We start from the raw sequence: 21,719 nt of genomic DNA, 5'->3' as shown, positions 1-21,719 counted from the left end.
GCACCGCCACGCCTCGCGCTTTCGGTGAGAGAAGCATGGGCCGAGAAAGGCCTAAAAGTCGGGCCATCTCCATAGATGAGAAGTTCACCTGCAGCCCCAACTAATCGCTGCTCGGGGGTGTTCGCGACGCATTGGCGTGGGAGGATTAAGACAGGCTTTCGAATCGATGGGGAGGTGTGATGGATCTGTTCGACTCTGACCCTGCGCACCCTCGTCGTTCGAACGATAACGGCGATGGCGACTGGTGGGATCAGCTCACCGCCAACTCGCCCCTTTGGTCTTCCGAGGGTGCGCTTGCCCGTGAATATGTGCCGATCGTCGAGCCCAGAGGGCGAAAGCACGAAAAGACCGTGAGTGACGTCCCTTCTGATGGCGTTCCTGCCGACAGCGGCACTCCAGTCGCTCCAAGGGACGCGCGCAGCGATATTCCCGGCGACGTTCTCGATGGTGCTTCGGACGGTGCTGCAGGCGCTGGCCGGGGCCATGAGGGCCGTGACCGGGCTTCTGGCGGTGCTTCCGGCGGTGCTTCCGGCTCGGGGTCGCCGTGGGTGGCGGTGGCGGCTCTTGTCGAGGCGGCTCGGGTGGTGGCGTTGGTGCCGGTGCCTGAGGACGCGGGTGTGTGTCTGGCCGAGGCGGAGGAGTTGCTTGCGGTCCGTGATCGGATCACTTCGGCGTTGGCGGCCCGGGTGGGGCGGGTGCATCGGGCGGGGGAGGCGAAGAGTCATGGGCATGCGTCCACGAAGTTGTGGTTGCGGTCTGCCGGGGGGATGACGCCTGCGGGGGCGGGGCGCCTGTTGACGATGAGCATGGAAGTGCACCGTCTTGCTGAGGTGCGTCGCCTGTTCGCGGAGGGTGGCTTGGCCGAGGGGGTCGTGGAGGCGATCTGCACGGCCACCGCGGGGTTGACCGATGAGCAGGCGGCGACGGCTGAGCGGATTCTGTTGGAGTTGGCGAACTCGGCGGGTGCGGCGGAGGTGGCCAAGGCGGGGCGGTACCTACGCGCGGTGCTCGACCCTGACGGGCATGAGAAGGATGAGCAGGCGGATTTCGATCGCCGGTTCTTTAGGGTGCGCCGGCGGAGGGGCGGCGGTGTGGAGGGGGAGTTCTACCTGCCGGTGGAGGCGGCCGCGCGGTTGCGGCACATGCTGGACGTCTACGCCAAGCCGAAGGCGGAGGGTGATGACCGGCCGTTGAGTGTGCGGAACGCGGATGCGTTGATCGCGTTCCTGGAGAACAAGATCGCGACTGAGCTTCTGGTGCTGGTCAACGCCGAGTCCCTTCCCGACGACCCTCCGAGTGGCACTGGCTGCGACGAGGGTGAGCCCATCATCGACGACGGCGAGCCCACCATTGAGGAGCCCGCCGGCGAAGAACCACACGCAGAGCCAGACGAAGAACCACACGCAGAGCCAGGGGGTGCGGGGCCGGGCGCACGGCCATCGGCCGTCAGCCCCGAACGCACCTCCACCAGCCCCGAACGCACCTCCACCAGCCCCGAACGCACCTCCACCAGCCCCGAACGCACCTCCACCGTGCCCCCGGCGGGTGATGATCACTCAGTCGGCGAGGACGGTAGCTCGACCGTCGCGCCCTCCGCAGGAGACGACACCTCCCCTGCCGCCACCTCCGCCGCCTCCCGTGCCGCCTGTCGTGCCGCCGCGGGTGCGGGCGCGGGTGGGGGCGCTGACGGGCAGGAGCCTGTCACCGGCCGCGCGGCCGCCGGTAGCTCGCCCGTGGACGGTCCGGCTGCCGCCTGGCCGCACTTCGACCCCACCGGCAGCCACGAGCGCAGCCACGAGCACGGCCACGAGCGCGGCGACCTGCGCGACTGCGATGACGTCCAGCAGGGCCACGCCAACGACCACGCCAACGATCCTGACGACGCTGACGACGACCCCGGCACTCAGGAAGAGGGCATCGAGCGAGGACACCGCAGAAACCGAGCGCGGTGCCCGAAGCAGGCACCCCCGCAGCAGGCACGCCCGAAGCAGACGCATGCCCCTGATCCCCCACCCGAGCCCGACACCCCGCCGGATGCGGAAGGGAGCGCCTGCCCGGGAGGCAACACTTGGCCTGGCGATGGCGCTTGGCCTGGCGGTGGCGCCTGGCCGGGAGGTGAGGCCCCGCCCGGAGGTGAGGCGTGGCCGGGGGCGGGAGCCGATGGCCCGCCGTGGGCGGGAGGCGAAAACATCCCGCCGGGGGTGTGGTTGCGGGGGTTGCCGGGGCTGATCCTGGCGACCGGGCACCTGCTGCCCGTTGTCAGCGTGCATCGGCTGGCCCGCACCAGCAGCCTGGTGAGGATCGTGATGAACGCCGCCGGGCAGGTCCTGGACATGGGCCGCAAGGTCAGGTTGGCCACCCCCGCCCAGCGCCGGGCCATCTACGCCCGCTACGCCACCTGCTGGGTCGACGGCTGCCCCCTGCCCGCCACCATGTGCCAGATCGACCATTGCGACAACTGGAGCAGCGGCGGGCTGACCGACCTCAAGCTGCTCGGGCCGGCCTGCCAGTTCCACAACCGCGACCGCTACCGCCATCCCACCCGCTACACCCGCCGAAAGATCGGCGACGACCGCTGGGCCTTCACCTACCGCAACCCCCGAACCATGCGCACCATGCCCACCACCCGCACCCCCGCACCACCCGGCGGGTGAGGACATGATGCGCGCACGGTCCGCGACTGTTCACAAGCACGGCTCGTCACGCCAGCCGTACGGCTCCCCGGCCGGTGGCGAGCGGAAGGTCGAGGATCGTGCGGATGCCCGGCGGCGCCGCGCACACGGCGGCGATCGAGTTGACCGCGTGGGCCGCCGCCCCGGCCAGCCCCTGGGTCATGTCGTCGATCGTGACCGCCATGCCGGGCCGTCCCTGGACGTGCATGGTGAAGCCGAGGTCACCCCACTGTGGCACCCGGCGGCCGTCGGCCTTGTAGACGCACTCGACCGTGATGAACGGCCGGCCCCGCGCCAGTCCGGTGAACACCCAGCGGGACGCGCAGATCGTGCCCTTGCGCACCTCGCCCGCCGCGATGTCGAAGTCCTCGGTCGCGAGCAGGTACTCGTCGGTCTCCTCCACCTCGTCCAGCGGTACGCCGAGCGCGGCGGCGACAAGCTGGACACTCTCGCTGAACAGCGCGCGCTGGAAGGCGCGGAACGGCCGGACGGACGTGCTGTAGTCGTCGGGCTCCCGGCCGAAGCCCATCAGGTCGGCGGCGATGTGCGGGGAGGGATGACCCCGGTAGTCCGAGCATTCCCGCACGAAGATGTGGTCGAGCCGGTCCGACAGCCCGGTCAGCGCCAGGGGCAGCAGGTCGCTCATGAAGCCCGGGTTGATGCCCGTGCCGTGCAGGGACGTCCCGCCCCGGGCGCAGGCATTCTCCAGGCGGTCCACCAGCCCCGGGCCGTACGCGCGGGGGTAGACGAAGCCGGTGGTGGTGACGACGTTCTTGCCCGAGGCGAGCAGCGCGCAGATGGTCTCGGCGTCGGTCCCGGGATCGCCGCCGAAATAGGACGCGGGCAGTGGCATGTGCAGCACGCAGTCGGCCTCGGTGGCGAGCATCCGTTCGGCGTCGTCGGTGCAGGCGAGTCCGACGGGCCCGAGCCCCACCAGTTCGCCGGCGTCCCGGCCCACCTTGTCCCGGTCGTAGACGAGCACCCCGGCGAGCTCGAACTCCGGGCGCGTGATCACACTGCGCAGGGCGCGTCCACCGACCGCGCCCGTGGCCCACTGAATCACGCGCAGGGGAGCGGACGAGGACATGCGTGCCTCCAGCGGGTTCGCTCGGGCGTGACCGCGCGGTGAGAGGGGAGTCGCCGATCCGCGCCAAGTTCGGGACAGGAACTGAGGAACGTTCACGAGCACGCTCACTGTACGACGCCGCGCCGCCTTGGCCTGCCCGAATGGGGATATCGCCTCAGGGAGCCACCGGGCGCCGGGGCGGCAGCTCGCGGCCGGGCGGCTGCGTGATCCTCAGTTCGGCAAAGGGCGGCGGCGGGTTGCTCCGGGACTGCGGCCGCGCGCCGAGCCTCAGATTCTCACCGTGGTGCGCCAGCGTGACCGGCGAGCCGTGCAGCAGCCGGTACGTCGTGCTCTCGGACGTGACGTCGACCCGCAGCAGGCGTCCGCGGTAGCGCATCCGGAAGGTGAGCCGGGTGATTTCCGCGGGCAGGCGTGGGGCGAAGCACAACCGCCCCTCGCCCGCGCGCATGCCGCCGAACCCCGACACCAGCGCGATCCACGCCCCGGCCAGCGAGGCCATGTGGACGCCGTCGCGGGTGTTGTGCTGCAGGTCGCGCAGGTCGATGAGCGCCGCCTCCCCGAGATAGGCGTAGGCGAGCCCGAGCTGCCCGACCTCGGCGGCGAGCACGGCCTGGGTGGCGGCCGACAGTGAGGAGTCCCGCACCGTCAGCGCCTCGTAGTAGGCGAAGTTGCGGGCCTTCTGCTCCGGCGTGAACGCCTCGCCGCACAGGTGCATGGCCAGCACGAGATCGGCCTGTTTGACCACCTGCTTGCGGTAGAGGTCGAAGTAGGGGAAGTGGAGCAGCAGCGGATACTGGTCGGGCCGGGTGTTCTCGAAGTCCCACACCGCGTGCCCGGTGTAACCCTCGCTCTGCGCGTGGACCCCCAGCCGCTCGTCGTACGGGAGGTACATCGCGGCGGCGGCGTCGCGCCACATCGCGGTCTCCTCCAGAGTGACGCCGAGCTGCCCGGCCCGGTCGAGATGGCGGACGGTCGCCGCGGTGGCGGCGCGCAGGTTCCGGCGGGCCATGAGGTTCGTGTAGAGGTTGTTGTCGGAGATCGCGCTGTACTCGTCCGGGCCGGTCACCCCGTCGATGCGGTAGCGGCCCTCGGCGTCGTGGTGACCGAGCGCGCACCACAGGCGCGCGGTCGCGACCAGCAGGGGCAGGCCAACGTCCCGCTCGAACGCGGTGTCCTCGGTCGCGTCGACGTACCGCGTCACCGCGTCGGCGATGTCGGCGTTGACATGGAAGGCCGCGGTGCCCGCGGGCCAGTATCCCGAGCACTCCTCGCCGTTGATCGTGCGCCAGGGGAACGCCGCCCCGGCCAGCCCGAGCAGCTCCGCCCGCGCCTCGGCGAGCGGGAGGATCGACGCGCGCCACTCCAGCGCGTCGCGGGCGGCCCTGGGATAGGTGTACGTGGCGACCGGCAGCACGAAGCTCTCGGTGTCCCAGAACGCGTGGCCGTCGTAGCCGGAGCCGGTCAGCCCCTTGCCGGGAACGGGCCGCCGCTCCAGCCGGGCGCCCGCCTGGAGCAGGTGGAACAGCCCGAAGCGGACGGCCTGCTGCACCTCGGTGTCGCCCTCGACCTCGACGTCCGCGCCCGCCCAGTAGTCGTCGAGGAAGGCGCGCTGCTCGGCGCACAGGCCGTCCCATCCGGTGAGCCGGGCCGCGGCCAGCGCGGCCACCACCTGGTCGTGCATGGCGGGCCGGGAGCGCTTGGCCGACCAGCCGTAGGCGAAGAACTTGTCCAGCCGCAGCCGTTCTCCGGGTTTCAGGTAGGTGGCGACCGTCACCCGGCTGACGTCGCCACCGCCGTCGGAGTCGACCCGGGTGCCTCCGGGGCCGTCGACCTCGTGGCGCATCGCGGCGGCGACCCGCAGCCGGCTGGCCCGGGTGGAGTGGACCATGGCGCACACGCCGTCGCGGCCGGCCGCGTTCTCCTCCAGCACCAGTGGCGCCTCCAGTGCGGCGGCGGCGCGGGGGTCGGCGGCCGCCGTGGGGACGGTCTCGTTGGCGACCAGCTCCGACTGGACGACCACGTTGACCGGCTGGTCCACCGGCTCCACCTCGTAGCGGATCGCGGCCACGGCCCGATGGGTGTACGACACGAGGCGGGTGGAGCGCATCCGGATCTCCGCCCCGGTGGGAGAGCTCCAGTGGACCGTGCGGATGAGTGTCCCGGCGCGCAGATCGAGGAGCCGCTCGTGCGAGTGGAGGGTGCCGTACCGCACGTCGAACGGCTCGTCGTCCACCAGCAGCCGGATCAGCTTGCCGTTGGTGACGTTGACCACCGTCTGCCCCGACTCGGGGTAGCCGTAGCCCGCCTCCGCGTACGGCAGGGGGCGCAGTTCGTAGTAGGAGTTGAGGTAGGTGCCGGGCAGTCCGTACGGCTCGCCCTCGTCGAGGTTGCCGCGCAGCCCGATGTGCCCGTTGGAGAGCGCGAAGACCGACTCGGTCTGGGCGAGCACGTCGGTGTGCAGGCGGCACTCGCGGACCGACCACGGCTCGGTGGTGAAGGCGGGATGCCTGATCATCGCTCGTCCGGTCGCTCGTCCGGTCGCTCATCCAGCAGGTCGGCGAGGTCGCTCACCACCGCGTCGGCGCCGTTGTCCCGCAGGGCCCGGGCCTGGTTCCCGGCGGGCCCGGCACGGTCCACGCCCACCACCCAGGCGAAGCCGCCCGCGCGCCCGGCGGCGACCCCGGCCAGCGCGTCCTCGAAGACCGCCGCCGCGGCCGGCGGGATCCCCAGGGCCTCGGCGGCGGCGAGGAACATGTCGGGGGCCGGCTTGCCGGCCAGACCGCGCTCGGCCGCCACCACACCGTCGATCCGCGCGTCGAACATCTCGGCGAGCCCGGCGGCGGACAGCACGCGGGCGGTGTTGGCGCTGGAGGAGACGACCGCCCGGCGCAGGCCCGCCTCGCCGACCGCGCGCAGATAGCGCACCGAGCCCTCGAAGACCTCGACGCCCCGCCGGTCGAGGACCGCCTGGACCAGTGCGTTCTTGCGGTTGCTCAGGCCGTTGAGCGTGGGCATGCCCGGCGGGTCGTCCGGCTCGCCCTCCGGCAGGGTGATGTCCCGGGACCGGAGGAACTCCCGCGTGCCGTCCAGGCGCTTTCTGCCGTCGACGTACCGGTCGTAGTCGCCGGCCTCGTCGAAGGGGACGAACGGCGTTCCGGTGGCGAGGGCCCGGTCGCGCAGGAAGGCGTCGAACATCTCCTTCCACGCCGCCGCGTGGACCCGCGCCGTCCGCGTGAGCACGCCGTCCATGTCGAACAGGCAGCCGCGTACCCGCTCCGGCAACCCCAATGGCAACCCCGGCATCCGCCCTCCTCGAGTCCGTCTCTTCTCCTACCCGGTTCCGCTCCTCATCCTGACTTTTGTTGGATTCAGCGAAAGATTGCATCAAATCGATAAAAGGTCTTCCCTGTTGTGGGGAAAAGGGGTACGTTTCCAGCCAATCACGTGGACGCGGAGGCGTAGGTGAAACGGACGACCATCAGGCCGGAGAACGTCCATCAGGCCGCGCTTCTGCGCTTGCTGAGGGACGGCGGGCGCTCCCGCGCCGAGCTCGGCGACGTGGTGGACCTGTCGCGTTCGAAGCTCAACGTGGAGCTGGACCGGCTCGTCGAGCTGGGCCTGGCCGAGCCGGACGGGCTCGCCGCCTCGCGCGGCGGCCGGCGTTCGGGCCGCGTACGGCTGTCGCAGGCCACCCGCTTCGCCGGCATCGACGTCGGCGCCACCTCGATCGACGTCGCGGTGACCGACGGTGAGCTGAAGGTGCTCGGCCACCTCAGCGAGCCCTGCGACATCAGGCAGGGCCCCGCGGCGGTGCTCGACCGGGCGATCGACCTGCTCGGCAAGCTGAACAGGGACGGCCTGTACGACGAGCTGACCGGAGCGGGGATCGGTGTCCCCGGGCCGGTGAGCTTCGCCGAGGGCGTCCCGGTCGTACCGCCGATCATGCCCGGCTGGGACCGTTACCCGGTGCGGGAGACGATCGGCCAGGCGCTGTGCTGTCCCACGATGGTGGACAACGACGTCAACATCATGGCGCTGGGAGAGCTGCACACCGGTCTCGCCCGGAGTGTCGGCGACTTCCTGCTTGTGAAGATCGGCACCGGAATCGGCTGCGGCATCGTGGTGGACGGCAAGATCTACCGCGGTGTGTCCGGCAGCGCCGGCGACATCGGCCACATCCGGGTGGACGACCTCGGCCCGGTCTGCTCCTGCGGCAACTCCGGCTGCCTGGAGGCCTATTTCGGCGGGGCCGCGCTGGCCAGGGAAGCGGTCGAGGTGGCCCGCTCGGGCGGCTCGCCGTACCTGGCCGAACGGCTCGCGGCCGTGGGAACGCTGACGGCCGAGGACGTGGGCGCCGCGGCGGCGCAGGGCGACGCGGCGGCGATCGGGCTGATCCGCGACGGCGGGCGCCGGGCGGGCCAGATCCTGGCCAGCCTGGTCAGCTTCTTCAACCCCGGACTGGTGATCATCGCGGGAGGCGTGGCCAAGCTGGGCCACGTGCTGCTCGCGGAGATCAGGAGCGTCGTCTACCGCCGGTCGCTGCCGCTCGCCACCGGCAACCTGCCGATCGTGCTTTCCGAACTCGGAGAGACCGCGGGTGTCATCGGCGCCACCCGACTGATCAGCGATCACGTCTACTCCGCCAACTGATACTCCGCCAACTGACCATCGTTGGGAGACCCCATGGGAGACGAGCACCCCCTGCTGCAGATGAGGGGGATCGTCAAGCAGTTCCCCGGCGTGCGCGCGCTGGACGGCGTCGATCTGGAAGTGAGAGCCGGGGAGGTGCACTGCCTGCTCGGCCAGAACGGCGCCGGGAAGTCGACGCTCATCAAGACCCTCTCCGGCGCGCACTCGCCCGACGAGGGCGAGGTGCTGCTCGACGGAGCCCCCGTACGGCTGGCGCCGCCCACCGCGGCCATGGCCCTCGGCATCGCCACGATCTATCAGGAGCTTGACCTGGTGGACGGGTTGAGTGTGGCCGAGAACATCTATCTGGGTCATGAGCGGGCGCGGTTGGGGTTCTCGCGCCGGGGGGAGGCCGAGCGGGCGGCGGCTGAGCTGTTGGGGCGGTTGGGTCATGGGGAGATCCGGCCGCGGATGGAGGTGGGCCGGTTGTCTCCGGCGCACAAGCAGATTGTGAGTATGGCGCGGGCGTTGTCGCATTCGGCTCGTTTGATCATCATGGATGAGCCGTCGGCGGCGCTGGCGCATGACGAGGTGGACAACCTGTTTCGGGTGATCCGGGATCTGACCGCGCAGGGGGTGGCGGTGATCTATATCTCGCATCGGCTGGAGGAGATCCGGCAGATCGGGGATCGGGTCACGGTGTTGAAGGACGGGGCGACGGTCGCGGTGGGTTTGGCGGCGAAGGACACGCCGACGCAGCAGATCGTGGCGTTGATGACGGGGCGGAATGTGGAGTATGTGTTTCCGCCGCGTCCGGAGGCGGGGGCGCATGAGGGCCGCGACGAGGTGTTGCGGGTGGAGAACCTGAGTCTTCCTGGGCGGTTCGCGGATGTGTCGTTCAGCATCCGGGCGGGGGAGATCGTGGGGTTGGCGGGTCTGGTGGGGTCGGGTCGTAGTGAGATCGTTGAGGCGATCTACGGGGCGCGGCGGGCCGGCGGCCGGGTGGTTCTGGACGGTCAGGTGGTGCGTCCGGGCAGTACGAGCCGGGCGGTGCGGATGGGGATGGGTCTCGCGCCGGAGGAGCGTAAGGCGCAGGCGTTGTTGCTGGATCATCCGGTGGCGCAGAACATCACGCTGGCGTCGTTGAGCCGGTATACGCGGCCGCGGTGGCTGGGGTGGCTGGATCGTAAGGGTGAGTTCGCGGAGGCCAAGCGGTTGTCGGAGGCGTTGGACATCCGTCCGCCGGATGTGCGGCGGCCGATCCGGACGTTGTCGGGGGGTAACCAGCAAAAAGCGGTGCTGGGGCGGTGGCTGGCCGAGGATCGCAAGTTGTTGTTGCTGGACGAGCCGACGCGTGGGGTGGATGTCGGTGCCCGGGCGGAGTTGTACGCGCTGGTGCGCAAGCTGGCCGACGACGGGATCGGTGTGCTTTTGGTGTCGAGTGAGGTGCCCGAGGTGTTGGGTCTGGCGGATCGGGTGCTGGTGGTCCGGGAGGGCCGGATCGTGCATGAGGCCCCGGCGCGGGAGTTGGATGAGCATCGGGTGCTGGATCTGGTGATGGTCTCCGCTGGGGAGACGGCTGGGTCTGAGGTAGCGGGTTCTGCGGTGGCAGATTCTCCTGAAGGAGCGTTCCATGACTGAGGTCGATCAGGCGCCGGCCAACGCGCCGGTCAAGCCGGCGGGTGCGGGCGGGCCGTTGGGCCGGCTGGGTGAGGTCCGGCATCTGGGCCTGGTCGCGGCGTTGGTGTTGCTGGCGATCGTGGGGGTGGTGACCCGCCCGGAGAACTTCGCCACCTCCTCCAACCTGGTGAGTATTCTGGCGCTGGCCTCGACCATCGGGGTGATCACGGTTGGGATGACCTTCGTGATCATCGGTGGGGGGATCGACCTGTCGGTCGGCGCGGTGATGGCGTTGGCGTCGGTGTGGGCGACCACGTTGGCCACGCAGGCGTACGGGCCGGTTGTGATGATCGTGTGCGCGGTCGTGGTGGGCACCGGAGCCGGGCTGCTGAGCGGGTTCCTGATCGCCTACGGGCGGATGGTGGCGTTCATCGCGACGCTCGCGATGATGGTGGCCGGGCGGGGTCTGGCGCAGCGGATGTCGAACCAGCGGACGCAGCTGGTGCAGCCGGACAACTCGATGATCGTGGATCTGTCCACGACCCGGGTGCTGGGGCTGCCGCTGCTGGTCTATGTGTTCGCGCTGGTGGTGCTGGTCGGGTGGCTGGTGCTGAACCGGACCACGTTCGGGCGGCGCACGTACGCGGTCGGCGGCAACCCCGAGGCGGCGCGGCTGGCCGGTATCAATGTGCGCAGGCACACGCTGATGTTGTATGCGCTGTCGGGGTTGTGCTGCGGGATCGCGGCGGTCCTGATCATGGCGCGGACCACGACGGGGTCGTCGACGCACGGTGATCTGTACGAGCTGGACGCGATCGCCGCGGTGATCATCGGTGGCACGCTGCTGACCGGTGGCCGGGGCACGATCATCGGTTCGATCCTGGGTCTGCTGATCTTCACGGTGATCACCAATCTGTTCATCCTCAACGGGCTGAACACGGCCGACCAGCTGGTCGCCAAGGGCGTCATCATCGTCGCCGCCGTGCTGCTGCAGCGGCGAAGCCTCAAATCCGCGACCTAGCTCCCGGAGTTCGCCAGGCCACCGGCCCACGGCCGTGGTCCCGGCCTCTCACGCCCTTCGTCAGCACTGTTCGTCCCCACTGTTCGTCCCCACTGCTTAATCCCCATCCCAAGGAGAAAAAGAAATGACGCAGCACCCCGGCCGCCGGGGCTTCCTCTTCGGCGGAGCCGTCATCGGCGCAGGCGCTCTCATCACCGCCTGCACCAGCAACGAGCCGGCCGCGCAGGCCAGCGCCCCGGCCGCGGCCCCCGCCGCCGCCGCCGGCGGCAACGACACCCCCGGCGACAAGGTCGTCATCGGCTTCTCGGCCCCGGCCGCCGACCACGGCTGGATCGCCGCGATCAGCAAGAACGCCGCCGACGCCGCCAAGCAGTACTCCGACGTGGAGCTCAAGGCGGTCGAGCCGACCAACGACATCAACCAGCAGATCTCCGCGGTGGAGTCGCTGATCCAGGCCAAGGTCAACGCGCTGGTGATCCTGCCCAACGACGGCCAGCAGCTCAACCAGGTCGCCCGCCAGGCGATGGACGCCGGCATCCCGGTGATCAACCTCGACCGGGTGTTCCCCGACAAGCTGTCGTACCGGACCTGGATCGGCGGCGACAACTACGGCATGGGCGTGGCCGCGGGCAACTACATCGGCAAGACGCTGAAGGACAAGGGTGTGGCCGACCCGGTGATCCTGGAGATCCAGGGCATCGCGACGCTGCCGCTGACCCAGGACCGCAGCAAGGGCTTCGCCGACGCGCTGAAGACCTTCGGGTTCAAGGTGACCGCGCAGCAGGACGCGAAGTTCACGGTGGAGTCGGGCACGCAGGTGGCGAGCAACCTGCTGCAGGCGCACAAGAAGATCGACGCGATCTGGAACCACGACGACGACCAGGGCATCGGTGTGCTCGCGGCGATCAAGGAGGCCGGGCGCAGCGAGTTCTTCATGGTCGGCGGCGCCGGTTCGGCGAACGCGATGCGTGACATCCAGGCCGACAGCGGTGTGCTGAAGGCGACGGTGACCTACAGCCCGACGATGGCCGCCTCGGCGATCAAGCTGGCGCGTCTGATCGCGCAGGGCAAGGGCATGAGCGACCTGCTGGAGCAGCAGGTGCCGCAGTCCATCACGCTGACGTCGGAGACCGTCGTCAAGGACAACGCCGACAAGTACCTGCCGACCGGGTTCGAATCCTGATCCAGCCCTGACTCGAGGGAGTTCTAGTGACTGAAAGCAGGCCGGCGCTGGGTGTCGGCATGGTGGGGTACGCGTTCATGGGGCGCGTGCACTCACAGGCGTGGCGGAACGTCGCGGCGGTCTTCGACGTACCGGTGAGGCCGGCCATGGCCGTCCTGTCCGGGCGGTCCGCCGAGCGTACGGCCGAGGCGGCCGACACGCTCGGCTGGGCCGCGGTCGAGACGGACTGGAAGCGGCTGATCGAGCGCGACGACGTGCAGATCGTGGACATCTGCACGCCGGGCGACTCGCACGCCGAGATCGCGATCGCCGCGCTGGCGGCGGGCAAGCACGTCATCTGTGAGAAGCCGCTGGCCAACACCGTGGCGGAGGCGGAGGCGATGACCGCCGCCGCGAAGGAGGCGGCGGCGCGCGGCGTGCGCAGCATGGTGGCCTTCAACTACCGCCGCGTCCCCGCCATCGCCCTGGCCAGGAAGTTCGTGGCCGAGGGCAGGCTGGGCGAGATCCGGCATGTGCGCGCGCAGTACCTGCAGGACTGGATCGTCGACCCGGAGTTCCCCCTCGTGTGGCGGCTCCAGAAGGACAAGGCCGGGTCCGGCGCGCTCGGGGACATCGGCGCCCACATCATCGACACCGCCCAGTTCATCGTCGGCCGGAACCTGACCGGAGTGACGGCGCTCACCGAGACCTTCGTCAAGGAGCGCCCGCTCGCCGAGGGGTCGAGCGGCCTGGCCGGCCAGGGCGGCGGCGGTGCGAAGGGCGAGGTGACGGTGGACGACGCGGCCCTGTTCATCGGCCGCTTCGAGGGCGGCGCGCTGGCGTCGTTCGAGGCCACCCGCTTCGCCACCGGTCGCAAGAACGCGCTGCGCATCGAGATCAACGGGTCGGCGGGCAGCCTGTCCTTCGACTTCGAGGCGATGAACGAGCTGTGGTTCTACGACGCCGCGGAGTCGGACGCCGGCTTCCGGCGGGTTCTCGTCACCGAGCCGGACCACCCGTACGTGGGGGCCTGGTGGCCGCCGGGGCACGGCCTCGGGTACGAGCACACCTTCGTTCACGAGGTCAAGGACTTCCTGGAGGCGATCGCCGCCGGCACCGACCCGACGCCGTCCTTCGAGGACGGTCTCCAGGTGCAGCGGGTGCTCGCCGCCGTCGAGGAGAGCGCGGCTGCCGGTAGTGGCTTCACGAGTGTGGAGGACTGATGACCAGGCCGATCACGTTGTTCACCGGTCAGTGGGCGGACCTGCCGTTCGAGGAGGTCTGCCGGCTGGCCGCCGAGTGGGGCTACGACGGTCTTGAGATCGCCTGCTGGGGCGACCACTTCGAGGTCGACAAGGCCGTGGCCGACGACTCCTACGTCGAGCGCAAGCTGGAGACCCTGGCCAAGTACGACCTGAAGGTGTGGACGATCTCCAACCACCTGGTCGGCCAGGCCGTCTGCGACCACCCCATCGACGAACGGCACAAGGGCATCCTGCCCGCCCGCATCTGGGGCGACGGCGAGCCCGAGGGCGTCCGCCGCCGCGCCGCCGAGGAGATCAAGGACACCGCCCGCGCCGCCGCCAAGCTCGGGGTCCAGACCGTGGTCGGGTTCACCGGATCGTCGATCTGGCACACCCTGGCCATGTTCCCCCCGGTGCCGCCGTCGATGATCGAGGCCGGCTACGCCGACTTCGCCGAGCGGTTCAACCCGATCCTGGACGTCTTCGACGAGGTCGGGGTGCGGTTCGCCCACGAGGTGCACCCCAGCGAGATCGCCTATGACTACCACACCACGGTGCGGACGCTGGAGGCGATCGGCAACCGGCCGGCGTTCGGGCTGAACTGGGACCCCTCGCACATGGTGTGGCAGGGTCTGGACCCGGCGGGGTTCATCCTGGACTTCGCCGACAAGATCTACCACGTGGACTGCAAGGACGCCCGGGTCGCCACCCGCGACGGGCGGCGGGGCCGGCTGGCCTCGCACCTGGCGTGGGCCGACCCGCGCCGCGGCTGGGACTTCGTGTCCACCGGCCGGGGCGACGTGCCGTGGGAGGAGTGCTTCCGCGCGCTCAACCACATCGGCTACGACGGCCCGATCTCCATCGAGTGGGAGGACGCGGGCATGGACCGGCTGCACGGCGCACCCGAATCCCTCGCCTACATCCGCTCGCTCAACGCCATCACCCCACCCGACGCGGCCTTCGACGCCGCCTTCTCCTCCGAGAGCTGAGCCCTCAGCCGGCTGACGGGTAGCCCTTCGGGGCTACCCGTCGGTCCGGTGGAACCGCCTGCCGATCAACGCCATGCGGCGATGAGGTTGTCGGCGTTCCACGACAGGTCCGCGCCGATGGTGCCGTCGGTGCCGGACAGGGAGACCACAGCGAGACCACTCGTACCGGTCTCGAAGCCAGGCACCTGTAGTGCGTCGCGGCGCACCAGCTTCCGCTGGAGACGTGGACTACCTGTTCGGGATCGGCGGGCAGGCACGACTCCTTGATTTCGGCGCAGAGCGCCCCAACCGCCTCGACCGGCGACATCCCCTTGGTCGCGGTGAAGAAGAGGTACGGCACTTCAGCCCGGTCGGCGGCCTTGTGGGGTTTCAGACGGTTCGGCGGGGTGGGAGCAGGGCGTTGACGCGGTCGGAGCGGGGCCAGACGTAGGGAAGATCGTCGGGCTCGCCGGGGAACAACGGGCCGTAGAACCCGGGATCCTTGCGCAGCAGGGCGGAGCGGTGGCTGAGGTGGAGGGTGGGATCGCCCAGCCACGGCGGCAGCTCGCCCGCCTCGGCGAGGACGATCTGGGCGCGGGGCGTCTCGATGCCGCGGCAGCCGAGCAGTTCCCTGGTCATCGTCCCGGCGCAGGTGTCGGCCCGGCCCATGTCGCACCATGCCGCGACGATCTCCAGGCCGTAGCGGACCAGCGCCTCCTCGTACCCGGCCCACATGTGGGCGACGGGATGGTGCCGCCAGCCGTACCCCGGCACGGTGAGCGTGCGCAGGACCTGTAGCGCCTCGACCCGCTGCTTGCCCAGGCGGAGCGGGTCGAGCACCCCTGCGGAGGCGGTGAAGTCCGGATACGGCAGGAACGTCTGCATGTCGCCGTCCGGGTACCCGCGGCCACCGGAGATATCCCCCGGGGCGGGGAGATCTCGGTCCGCTCTCAGTCGAAGAGCACGATCTGCCGGAGCACCTCGCCGCCGCGCAGGGCGGCGACCGCCTCGTTCAGGTCGCCGATCCTGATTCGCGCGCTGATCATGCTGTCGAGGTCGAGCCTGCCCGCCTTGTAGAGGTTCACGAAGCGGGGGAAATCCCTGCGCACGTCGGCGCCCCCGTACAGCGAGCTGAGGATGTTCTTGCCCTCGAACAGCAGGCCGAAGGCGTTGAGGGGCACCTGGTCGTCCACGGCGCCCGCGCCGACGACGATGACGTCGCCGCCGCGCCGGGTCGCCCGCCAGGCCGTCATGATGGCCGCCGACCTGCCGACCGCCTCGAAGCCGTGGTCGAAGCCCTGGCCGCCGGTCAGGGTGCCGATCGCGTCGGTGAGCCCGTCGGGGGTGCAGGCGTGCGTGGCCCCCACCTTCAGGGCGAGCGCGTGCTTGGACTCCAGCGGGTCGATCGCGAGGATCGTGGTCGCGCCGGAGATCCGGGCCCCCTGGATCACCGACAGCCCGACGCCGCCGCACCCGACCACGGCCACGGTCGCCCCCGGGCGCACCTTCGCCGTGTTGAGCACGGCGCCGACGCCCGTGGTGACGCCGCAGCCGATCAGCGCCGCCACCTCGTACGGCACGTCGGGATCGACCCTGATCGCCCCCTGCCAGGGCACGACGATCTCCTCGGCCCAGGTGCCGCACCCGGCCATCCCGAACGCCGGGGTGCCGCCGCCGAACCGGAAGCGCGGCTCGGCGAAGCCCTTCATCATGTAGGTCATGCACAGGTTCGGCTGCCCGGCCAGGCAACTCGGGCAGTCGCCGCAGGCGGGCGTCCAGCTGACGATGACGTGGTCGCCCGGCCGGACCGCGGTGACGCCGTCGCCCACCTCGACCACCTCGCCCGCGCCCTCGTGCCCGGGGATGATCGGCAGAGGCTGGGGGAGCACACCGGTCAGCACCGACAGGTCGGAGTGGCACACGCCGGTCGCCCGTACGCGCACGCGCACGTCGCCCGGGCCCACCGGCGTCAGCGTGATGTCGTCGCGGATGTCCAGCCTGTCGTCGCCGACCGCGTGCAGGATCGCTCCGCGCATGGTTACGCGCATGATTATTCCTCGACGAGGGACAGCGCGGCCTTCGGGCAGGACCGCACCGCGTGGCGGACCCGGTCGAGCAGCTCGGCGGGCGGCTCGGGCACCAGCACCCAGAGGTTGTCCTGGTCGTCGACCTCGAAGACCTCGGGAGCCAGGCCCATGCAGACGGCGTTGGCCTCGCACGCCTCGTAATCCACAACGATCCTCACGACGCGTCCTCCTCATCGGGGGCCCGGGTAGGGTGCCCGTCATGGTAACTCCCATGCCCCTTCCGCTGCGCCGTGCCGCCGAGGAGGCGCGCGGCTTCATGCCGCCCGCCGAGGGCGAGGCGCTGTACGAGACCGCCGCGACGTACGGCCTCCGGGGGCCGGTCTGCGAGATCGGCACGTACTGTGGCAAGTCGGCGATCTATCTGGGCGCCGGGGCGCGGCAGGCGGGGACGGTGGTCTTCACCGTGGACCATCACCGGGGCTCGGAGGAGATCCAGCCCGGCTGGCCGCACCACGACCCCGGCCTGGTCGACGAGAGGACCGGGCGGATGGACTCGCTGCCGTTCTTCCGCGGTGCGATCGCCGCCGCCGGCCTGGAGGACGAGGTGATCGCGGTCGTCGGCGACTCGGCGACGGTCGCCCGGTTCTGGGCGACGCCGCTCGCCGTGCTGTTCGTCGACGGCGGCCATTCGGAGGAGCCGGTGACCGCCGACTACGAGGGATGGGCGCCGCACGTCATGCCGGGCGGCGCGCTCGTCTTCCACGACATCTATCCCGACCCCGCCGACGGCGGGCAGGCGCCGTACCACGTCTATCTGCGCGCGCTGGAGTCGGGCGCCTTCACGGAGGTGCGGGTCACCGGGTCCCTGCGGGTGCTGGAGAAGAGCTGACCGGGATCAGGTGCGGGCGCGCGCGCAGCCGCACTCGCCGGTGACACGGGCCTCCCGGCCGCCGGCGTCGCGGAAGATCCCCGAGCCGGGGGTCGCGCGGGCGAGCGCGTCGGCGGCGAGCACCACCGCGGCCGCCGTGTAGCCCGACCGCTCGTCGGGGAAGTGCCGCTCGTTCACGAACTGCCAGCCGGTCCAGTAGGCCCCGTCCTCGTGGCGCAGGTGCTGCATGTCCGCGAACACCGTCAGCGCGCGGTCCCGCAGCCCGGCGGCGTCGAGCGCGAGCACCAGCTCGCACGACTCCGCGCCGGTCACCCACGGCTGGTCGGAGACGCAGCGCGCCCCGAGGCCGGATTCCACGAAGGTGTCCCATTCCAGGTCGAACCGGCGTACGGCGTCCACCCCGCGGACGGCGCCGCCGAGCACGGGGTAGTACCAGTCCATCGAGAACCGGCTCTTGTCGGCGAACGCCTCCGGGTGGTGGGCGACGACGTGGCCGAGCCGGTCGGCGGCGAGCTCCCAGTCGGGCTGCGGGTCGCCCAGCCGTTCGGCGAGCAGGGCCCCGCACCGCAGGCCCTGGTGGATCGACGAGCACCCGGTGAGCAGGGCGTAGCCGGCCGGGTGGCCCTCGGCGTCGCGCTGCCAGAGGATCTCGCCCCGCGTGGTCTGCAGCCCCATGACGAAGCCGAGGCCCCGGACGACCACCGGCCACATGGCGCGGGCGAAGTCCTCGTCGCCGGTCACCAGCAGGTCGTGCCAGACCCCCACCGCGATGTACGCCGCGTGATTGGACTCGCCGGCGGCCTCGGCGGGCCGCCCGTCCCGGATCCTCGTCGGCCAGGAGCCGTCCGGGCGCTGGTGCCGTACGAGCCAGTCGTAGCCCCTGCGGGCCTCCTCGCGCAGCCCGGCCACGGTCAGCGCCATCAGGCACTCGATGTGGTTCCAGGCGTCGATGTGGCCCTCGGGCCAGGGCACCCCGCCCTCGTCGTCCTGGATCGCGGCGATGCTCTCGGCCGTACGGAGGACCTGGTCGGCGGTGATGATCCCGGGAACGTGCGGCAGCCGCCTCATGCCGGCTTCCGGACGTAGACCACCACGCTCTTGCCGATCAGGGGGTTGAGCACGGCCTCGGCCAGCCGGGTGGCGAGGGGGCGCTTCATGATGTCCCAGACGAGAAGCTCGTGGTACGCCTTGGCGAGCGGATGCTCGTCGTTCTTCACTCCGACCGCGCACTTGATCCACCAGTACGGCGTGTGCAGCCCGTGCGCGTGGTGGTGGCCGCCGACCTCCAGACCCGAGGCCTTGAGCTTCGCCTGGAGCTCCGCCAACGTATAAATCCGGATATGTCCGCCAGGGGTGGTGTGGTAGTCCTCCGACAGCGCCCAGCAGACGCGCTCGGGGAGGAAGCTTGGCACCGTGATCGCGGCCCGGCCGCCCGGCTTGAGCACGCGTACGATCTCCCGCATCGCGGCCATGTCGTCGGGGATGTGCTCCAGCACCTCGGCGGCGATGACGCGGTCGAAGGAAGCGTCGGGGAACGGCATGTCGAGGGCGTCGCCGACGACGGTGTCACCGGTCGCGCCCGCCGGCACCTCACCCTCCTTGTCCATGGCCGCGAACATGGCCGCCACGCTCTCCATCTCGGCGGCGTCCATGTCGAAGGCGGTCACGTCGGCGCCGCGGCGCAGCACCTCGAAGGCGTGCCGGCCACCACCGGCCCCGAGGTCGAGGACGCGGTCACCCGGTCCGACCGGCAGCCGGGCGAAGTCGACGGTCAGCACTCGGTGCCTGCCTCTCGTGGGGTGGCGCTGCATGGGGTGGTGCTGCGTGGGGTGGTGCTGCGTGGGTCCGGGGAGTCACCGCGAGGGGGTGTGAGCGGCGATGGCCTCGTGGTAGGCCTCGACGGTGCGCCGGGCGACGACCGGCCACGCGTAGCGCTCCATCACGCGGTCGTGGCCGCGGCGGCCGTACTCCCCGCGCTCCCGCGGGGAGTCGAGCAGGCGGCGCAGCACGGCGGCCAGCTCCTCCGGATCGCCCGGTGTCACCTGGATCGCCGCGTCGCCGACCACCTCGGGCAGGGCGCCCGTACGCGAGGCGACCAGCGGGGTGCCGCACGCCATGTGCTCGACGGCCGGCAGCGAGAAGCCCTCGTAGAGGGAGGGGACCACCGCCACCTCGGAGGTGGCGATCAGCTCGGCCAGCTCCTCGTCGGGGATGCCGTGCACGAACCGTACGCGGCCGTGCAGCGACAGCTCGCCGACGAGCTGTTCGGTGGGCCCGCCGGGGGTGGGCCTGCTCACCACGGTCAGGTCGACCTCCCGCTCGGTGGCGAGCTTGGCGACGGCCCGCAGCAGGGTCGCGACGCCCTTCATCGGGGAGTCGGCGCTGGCCACGGCCACGATCGAGTTCTCCCGCTTCGGCGCTTCCGGCCGGGGGTGGAAGAACCGCGTGTCGACGCCGAGGGGGATCAGCCGCATGTTCGACTGCGGCACGTTGAAGTCGCGATGGATGTCGGCGAGCGACGACTCGCTGACGGTCAGGATCGGGCTGAGCCGGGGGGCGACGACGCTCTGCATGCGGACGAACCCGTACCAGCGGCGCATCGACAGCCGCTTCCACCCCTTGGCGGCCTTCAGCTCGATCCGCCGGTCGACGCTGATGGGGTGATGAATGGTGCCGACCACCGGGAGCAGCTTCTGGATGCCGAGCAGGCCGTATCCCAGCGTCTGGTTGTCCTGGACGACGTCGAAGTCGTCCCGCCGTTTCCTGAGCTCGCGGAAGGCGCGGAGGCTGAACGTCAGCGGCTCGGGGAACCCGGCCGTCCACATGGTGGCGACCTCCAGCGCGTCGATCCAGTCGCGGTACTCCGCGAGCTTCGGCGTGCGGAACGGGTCCTCGTCGCGGTAGAGGTCCAAACTGGGGATCTTGTTGAGGATCACGCCCTCGTCCAGCTCCGGGTACGGCTGGCCGGAGAAGACCTCGACGTGATGGCCCAGGGTGACGAGCTCACGGCTGATGTGGCGTAGATACACCCCCTGGCCGCCGCAGGTGGGCTTGCTGCGATAGGACAGCAGCGCGACTCGCAGCCTCTCCGCCAAGAGGCACCCCTTTCCAGTCGTGCCCCCGTGGGGCTGCTGCCAGGAACACTACCATTTGACCTTATCCGGGCTCTTATGAGGTGGAAGTCGTCCTCGCTCGACCCTCACCCTCCCCGAACTGGGGTGTTAGGTTACCCGAACGAGATTCGGTGTAACGCGTTCTACTACCGGCTATGTGGGCGAGGTCGGGCAGGGCGGTACATTCGCCTCTCATAGGCTGAGTTGGGTGGTATGAGGAGGATCCGTTGGCCAGGCGTGCGCTGATCACCGGCATCACCGGTCAGGACGGCTCCTATCTCGCCGAGCACCTGCTGCGTGAGGGATACGAGGTTTGGGGGCTGGTCCGCGGCCAGGCGAACCCGCGCGTCCCGCGCGTGCGCCGGCTCCTGCAGGACGTGCGGCTCGTGCGGGGCGACCTGCTCGACCAGGGGTCGCTGATCTCGGCGGTGGAGAAGGCGCAGCCGGACGAGGTCTACAACCTCGGGGCCATCTCGTTCGTGCCGATGTCGTGGGAGCAGGCCGAGCTCACCGGGGAGGTGACCGGCATGGGCGTGCTCCGGGTGCTGGAGGCCATCCGCGTCTGCTCGGGGATCACCGCCTCGCGCGGCTCGTCCGCGCGGCAGATCCGCTTCTACCAGGCGTCGTCTTCGGAGATGTTCGGCCAGGTGAGAGAGACGCCGCAGACCGAGCGCACCCCCTTCCACCCGAGGTCGCCGTACGGCGTGGCGAAGGCGTACGGGCACTTCCTCACGCAGAACTACCGCGAGTCGTACGGCATGTTCGCGGTGTCGGGCATCCTGTTCAACCACGAGTCGCCCCGGCGCGGGGCCGAGTTCGTCACCCGCAAGGTCTCGCTCGGCGTCGCGAGGATCAAGCTCGGCATGGCGTCGGAGCTGCGCCTCGGCAACCTGGAGGCGCGCCGCGACTGGGGCTTCGCGGGCGACTTCGTGCGGGCCATGCACCTGATGCTGTCGGCCGCCGAGCCGGAGGACTACGTCATCGGCACCGGGCGTACGCACTCGGTGCGCGAGCTGGTCGAGGCCGCCTTCGGCGCCGCCGGGCTGGACTGGGAGCGGCACGTCGTCTGCGACTCCTCCCTGCACCGGCCGGCGGAGGTCGATCTGCTCTGCGCGGACCCGAAGAAGGCCCGCACCCAGCTGGGCTGGGAACCGACGGTGTCGTTCGAGGACCTTGTGGCGATAATGGTCGAGGCCGACCTGCGCCTTCTCGCCGACGGCCGCGATCCCGAGCAGGACAATCCCTCCTGGCCGTGACCGTCCCGTCCGGGGTGGTGCGTTTCTGTCG

The 21,719-nt window shown here is 70.6% G+C and carries 18 protein-coding genes; 9 read left to right on the top strand and 9 right to left on the bottom strand.

Going from position 1 to position 21,719, the window contains the following annotated elements; genetic code table 11:
• The first annotated feature begins 179 nt into the window (after positions 1-179).
• Positions 180-2,654, top strand: coding sequence for a DUF222 domain-containing protein (locus tag OG344_RS02805; RefSeq protein WP_405086851.1), 2,475 nt, complete (start codon positions 180-182; stop codon positions 2,652-2,654).
• A gap of 46 nt (positions 2,655-2,700) precedes the next feature.
• On the opposite strand, the gene OG344_RS02800 is transcribed toward OG344_RS02805, so the two are convergent.
• The 3 genes from OG344_RS02800 to OG344_RS02790 all read right to left on the bottom strand — a co-directional run bounded on the left by OG344_RS02800 (position 2,701) and on the right by OG344_RS02790 (position 7,062).
• Positions 2,701-3,759 (bottom strand): dihydrodipicolinate reductase, encoded by a 1,059-nt coding sequence (locus OG344_RS02800; RefSeq protein WP_405086850.1) that lies wholly within the window; start codon positions 3,757-3,759, stop codon positions 2,701-2,703.
• A gap of 154 nt (positions 3,760-3,913) precedes the next feature.
• Positions 3,914-6,274, bottom strand: a complete 2,361-nt coding sequence (locus tag OG344_RS02795) for a glycoside hydrolase family 65 protein (protein ID WP_405086849.1) — start codon at positions 6,272-6,274, stop codon at positions 3,914-3,916.
• On the bottom strand, positions 6,271-7,062 hold the full coding sequence (locus tag OG344_RS02790; protein WP_405086847.1) for a beta-phosphoglucomutase family hydrolase: 792 nt from the start codon (positions 7,060-7,062) through the stop codon (positions 6,271-6,273). The genes OG344_RS02795 and OG344_RS02790 overlap by 4 nt, the downstream gene beginning before the upstream one ends.
• A 159-nt stretch (positions 7,063-7,221) precedes the next feature.
• On the opposite strand from OG344_RS02790, the gene OG344_RS02785 reads away from it, so the two are divergent.
• The 6 genes from OG344_RS02785 to OG344_RS02760 all read left to right on the top strand — a co-directional run bounded on the left by OG344_RS02785 (position 7,222) and on the right by OG344_RS02760 (position 14,424).
• Complete coding sequence (locus tag OG344_RS02785) at positions 7,222-8,409, top strand: ROK family protein (RefSeq protein ID WP_405086846.1); 1,188 nt, start codon at positions 7,222-7,224, stop codon at positions 8,407-8,409.
• Positions 8,410-8,442: 33 nt separating this feature from the next.
• Positions 8,443-10,029: a sugar ABC transporter ATP-binding protein gene (locus tag OG344_RS02780; protein WP_405086845.1), complete on the top strand. Its 1,587-nt coding sequence runs from the start codon at positions 8,443-8,445 to the stop codon at positions 10,027-10,029.
• Entirely contained in the window at positions 10,022-11,029 is a 1,008-nt protein-coding gene (locus OG344_RS02775) for an ABC transporter permease (RefSeq protein WP_405086844.1), read from the top strand. Before OG344_RS02780 ends, OG344_RS02775 begins: the two co-directional genes overlap by 8 nt.
• A gap of 124 nt (positions 11,030-11,153) precedes the next feature.
• Positions 11,154-12,212 carry an ABC transporter substrate-binding protein gene (locus tag OG344_RS02770; RefSeq protein WP_327047672.1) on the top strand — a complete coding sequence of 353 codons (1,059 nt, stop codon included), beginning with the start codon at positions 11,154-11,156 and terminating at the stop codon, positions 12,210-12,212.
• Positions 12,213-12,238: 26 nt separating this feature from the next.
• Positions 12,239-13,414: a Gfo/Idh/MocA family protein gene (locus OG344_RS02765; protein WP_405086843.1), complete on the top strand. Its 1,176-nt coding sequence runs from the start codon at positions 12,239-12,241 to the stop codon at positions 13,412-13,414.
• Positions 13,414-14,424 carry a sugar phosphate isomerase/epimerase family protein gene (locus OG344_RS02760; RefSeq protein ID WP_405086842.1) on the top strand — a complete coding sequence of 337 codons (1,011 nt, stop codon included), beginning with the start codon at positions 13,414-13,416 and terminating at the stop codon, positions 14,422-14,424. The genes OG344_RS02765 and OG344_RS02760 overlap by 1 nt, the downstream gene beginning before the upstream one ends.
• A 369-nt stretch (positions 14,425-14,793) precedes the next feature.
• Here the strand turns inward: OG344_RS02760 and OG344_RS02755 are convergent, their stop codons facing one another.
• The 3 genes from OG344_RS02755 to OG344_RS02745 form a co-directional block, all read right to left on the bottom strand.
• On the bottom strand, positions 14,794-15,288 hold the full coding sequence (locus tag OG344_RS02755) for an MSMEG_6728 family protein (protein ID WP_405086841.1): 495 nt from the start codon (positions 15,286-15,288) through the stop codon (positions 14,794-14,796).
• 65 nt (positions 15,289-15,353) lie between these two features.
• On the bottom strand, positions 15,354-16,451 hold the full coding sequence (locus OG344_RS02750; protein ID WP_327047667.1) for a Zn-dependent alcohol dehydrogenase: 1,098 nt from the start codon (positions 16,449-16,451) through the stop codon (positions 15,354-15,356).
• A gap of 2 nt (positions 16,452-16,453) precedes the next feature.
• Positions 16,454-16,648, bottom strand: coding sequence for a ferredoxin (locus OG344_RS02745; RefSeq protein ID WP_327047666.1), 195 nt, complete (start codon positions 16,646-16,648; stop codon positions 16,454-16,456).
• A 53-nt stretch (positions 16,649-16,701) separates the two neighbouring features.
• On the opposite strand from OG344_RS02745, the gene OG344_RS02740 reads away from it, so the two are divergent.
• Positions 16,702-17,319, top strand: coding sequence for a class I SAM-dependent methyltransferase (locus OG344_RS02740; protein WP_405086840.1), 618 nt, complete (start codon positions 16,702-16,704; stop codon positions 17,317-17,319).
• Positions 17,320-17,325: 6 nt separating this feature from the next.
• Here OG344_RS02740 and OG344_RS02735 read toward each other — a convergent pair whose 3' ends face one another.
• The 3 genes from OG344_RS02735 to OG344_RS02725 form a co-directional block, all read right to left on the bottom strand.
• Entirely contained in the window at positions 17,326-18,387 is a 1,062-nt protein-coding gene (locus OG344_RS02735; RefSeq protein WP_405086838.1) for a prenyltransferase, read from the bottom strand.
• Positions 18,384-19,097, bottom strand: a complete 714-nt coding sequence (locus OG344_RS02730; protein ID WP_150935526.1) for a class I SAM-dependent methyltransferase — start codon at positions 19,095-19,097, stop codon at positions 18,384-18,386. Before OG344_RS02730 ends, OG344_RS02735 begins: the two co-directional genes overlap by 4 nt.
• 75 nt (positions 19,098-19,172) lie before the next feature.
• Positions 19,173-20,414: a glycosyltransferase family 4 protein gene (locus tag OG344_RS02725; RefSeq protein WP_405086837.1), complete on the bottom strand. Its 1,242-nt coding sequence runs from the start codon at positions 20,412-20,414 to the stop codon at positions 19,173-19,175.
• 245 nt (positions 20,415-20,659) lie between these two features.
• Here OG344_RS02725 and OG344_RS02720 point away from each other — a divergent pair, with 245 nt between their 5' ends.
• Positions 20,660-21,688 (top strand): GDP-mannose 4,6-dehydratase, encoded by a 1,029-nt coding sequence (locus OG344_RS02720; RefSeq protein ID WP_327047662.1) that lies wholly within the window; start codon positions 20,660-20,662, stop codon positions 21,686-21,688.
• Positions 21,689-21,719: the final 31 nt, after the last annotated feature.

It is taken from the genome of Microbispora sp. NBC_01389, from assembly GCF_045040095.1.
Taxonomy (GTDB): Bacteria; Actinomycetota; Actinomycetes; order Streptosporangiales; family Streptosporangiaceae; genus Microbispora.
This window is presented reverse-complemented; position numbering and strand designations above follow the sequence as displayed.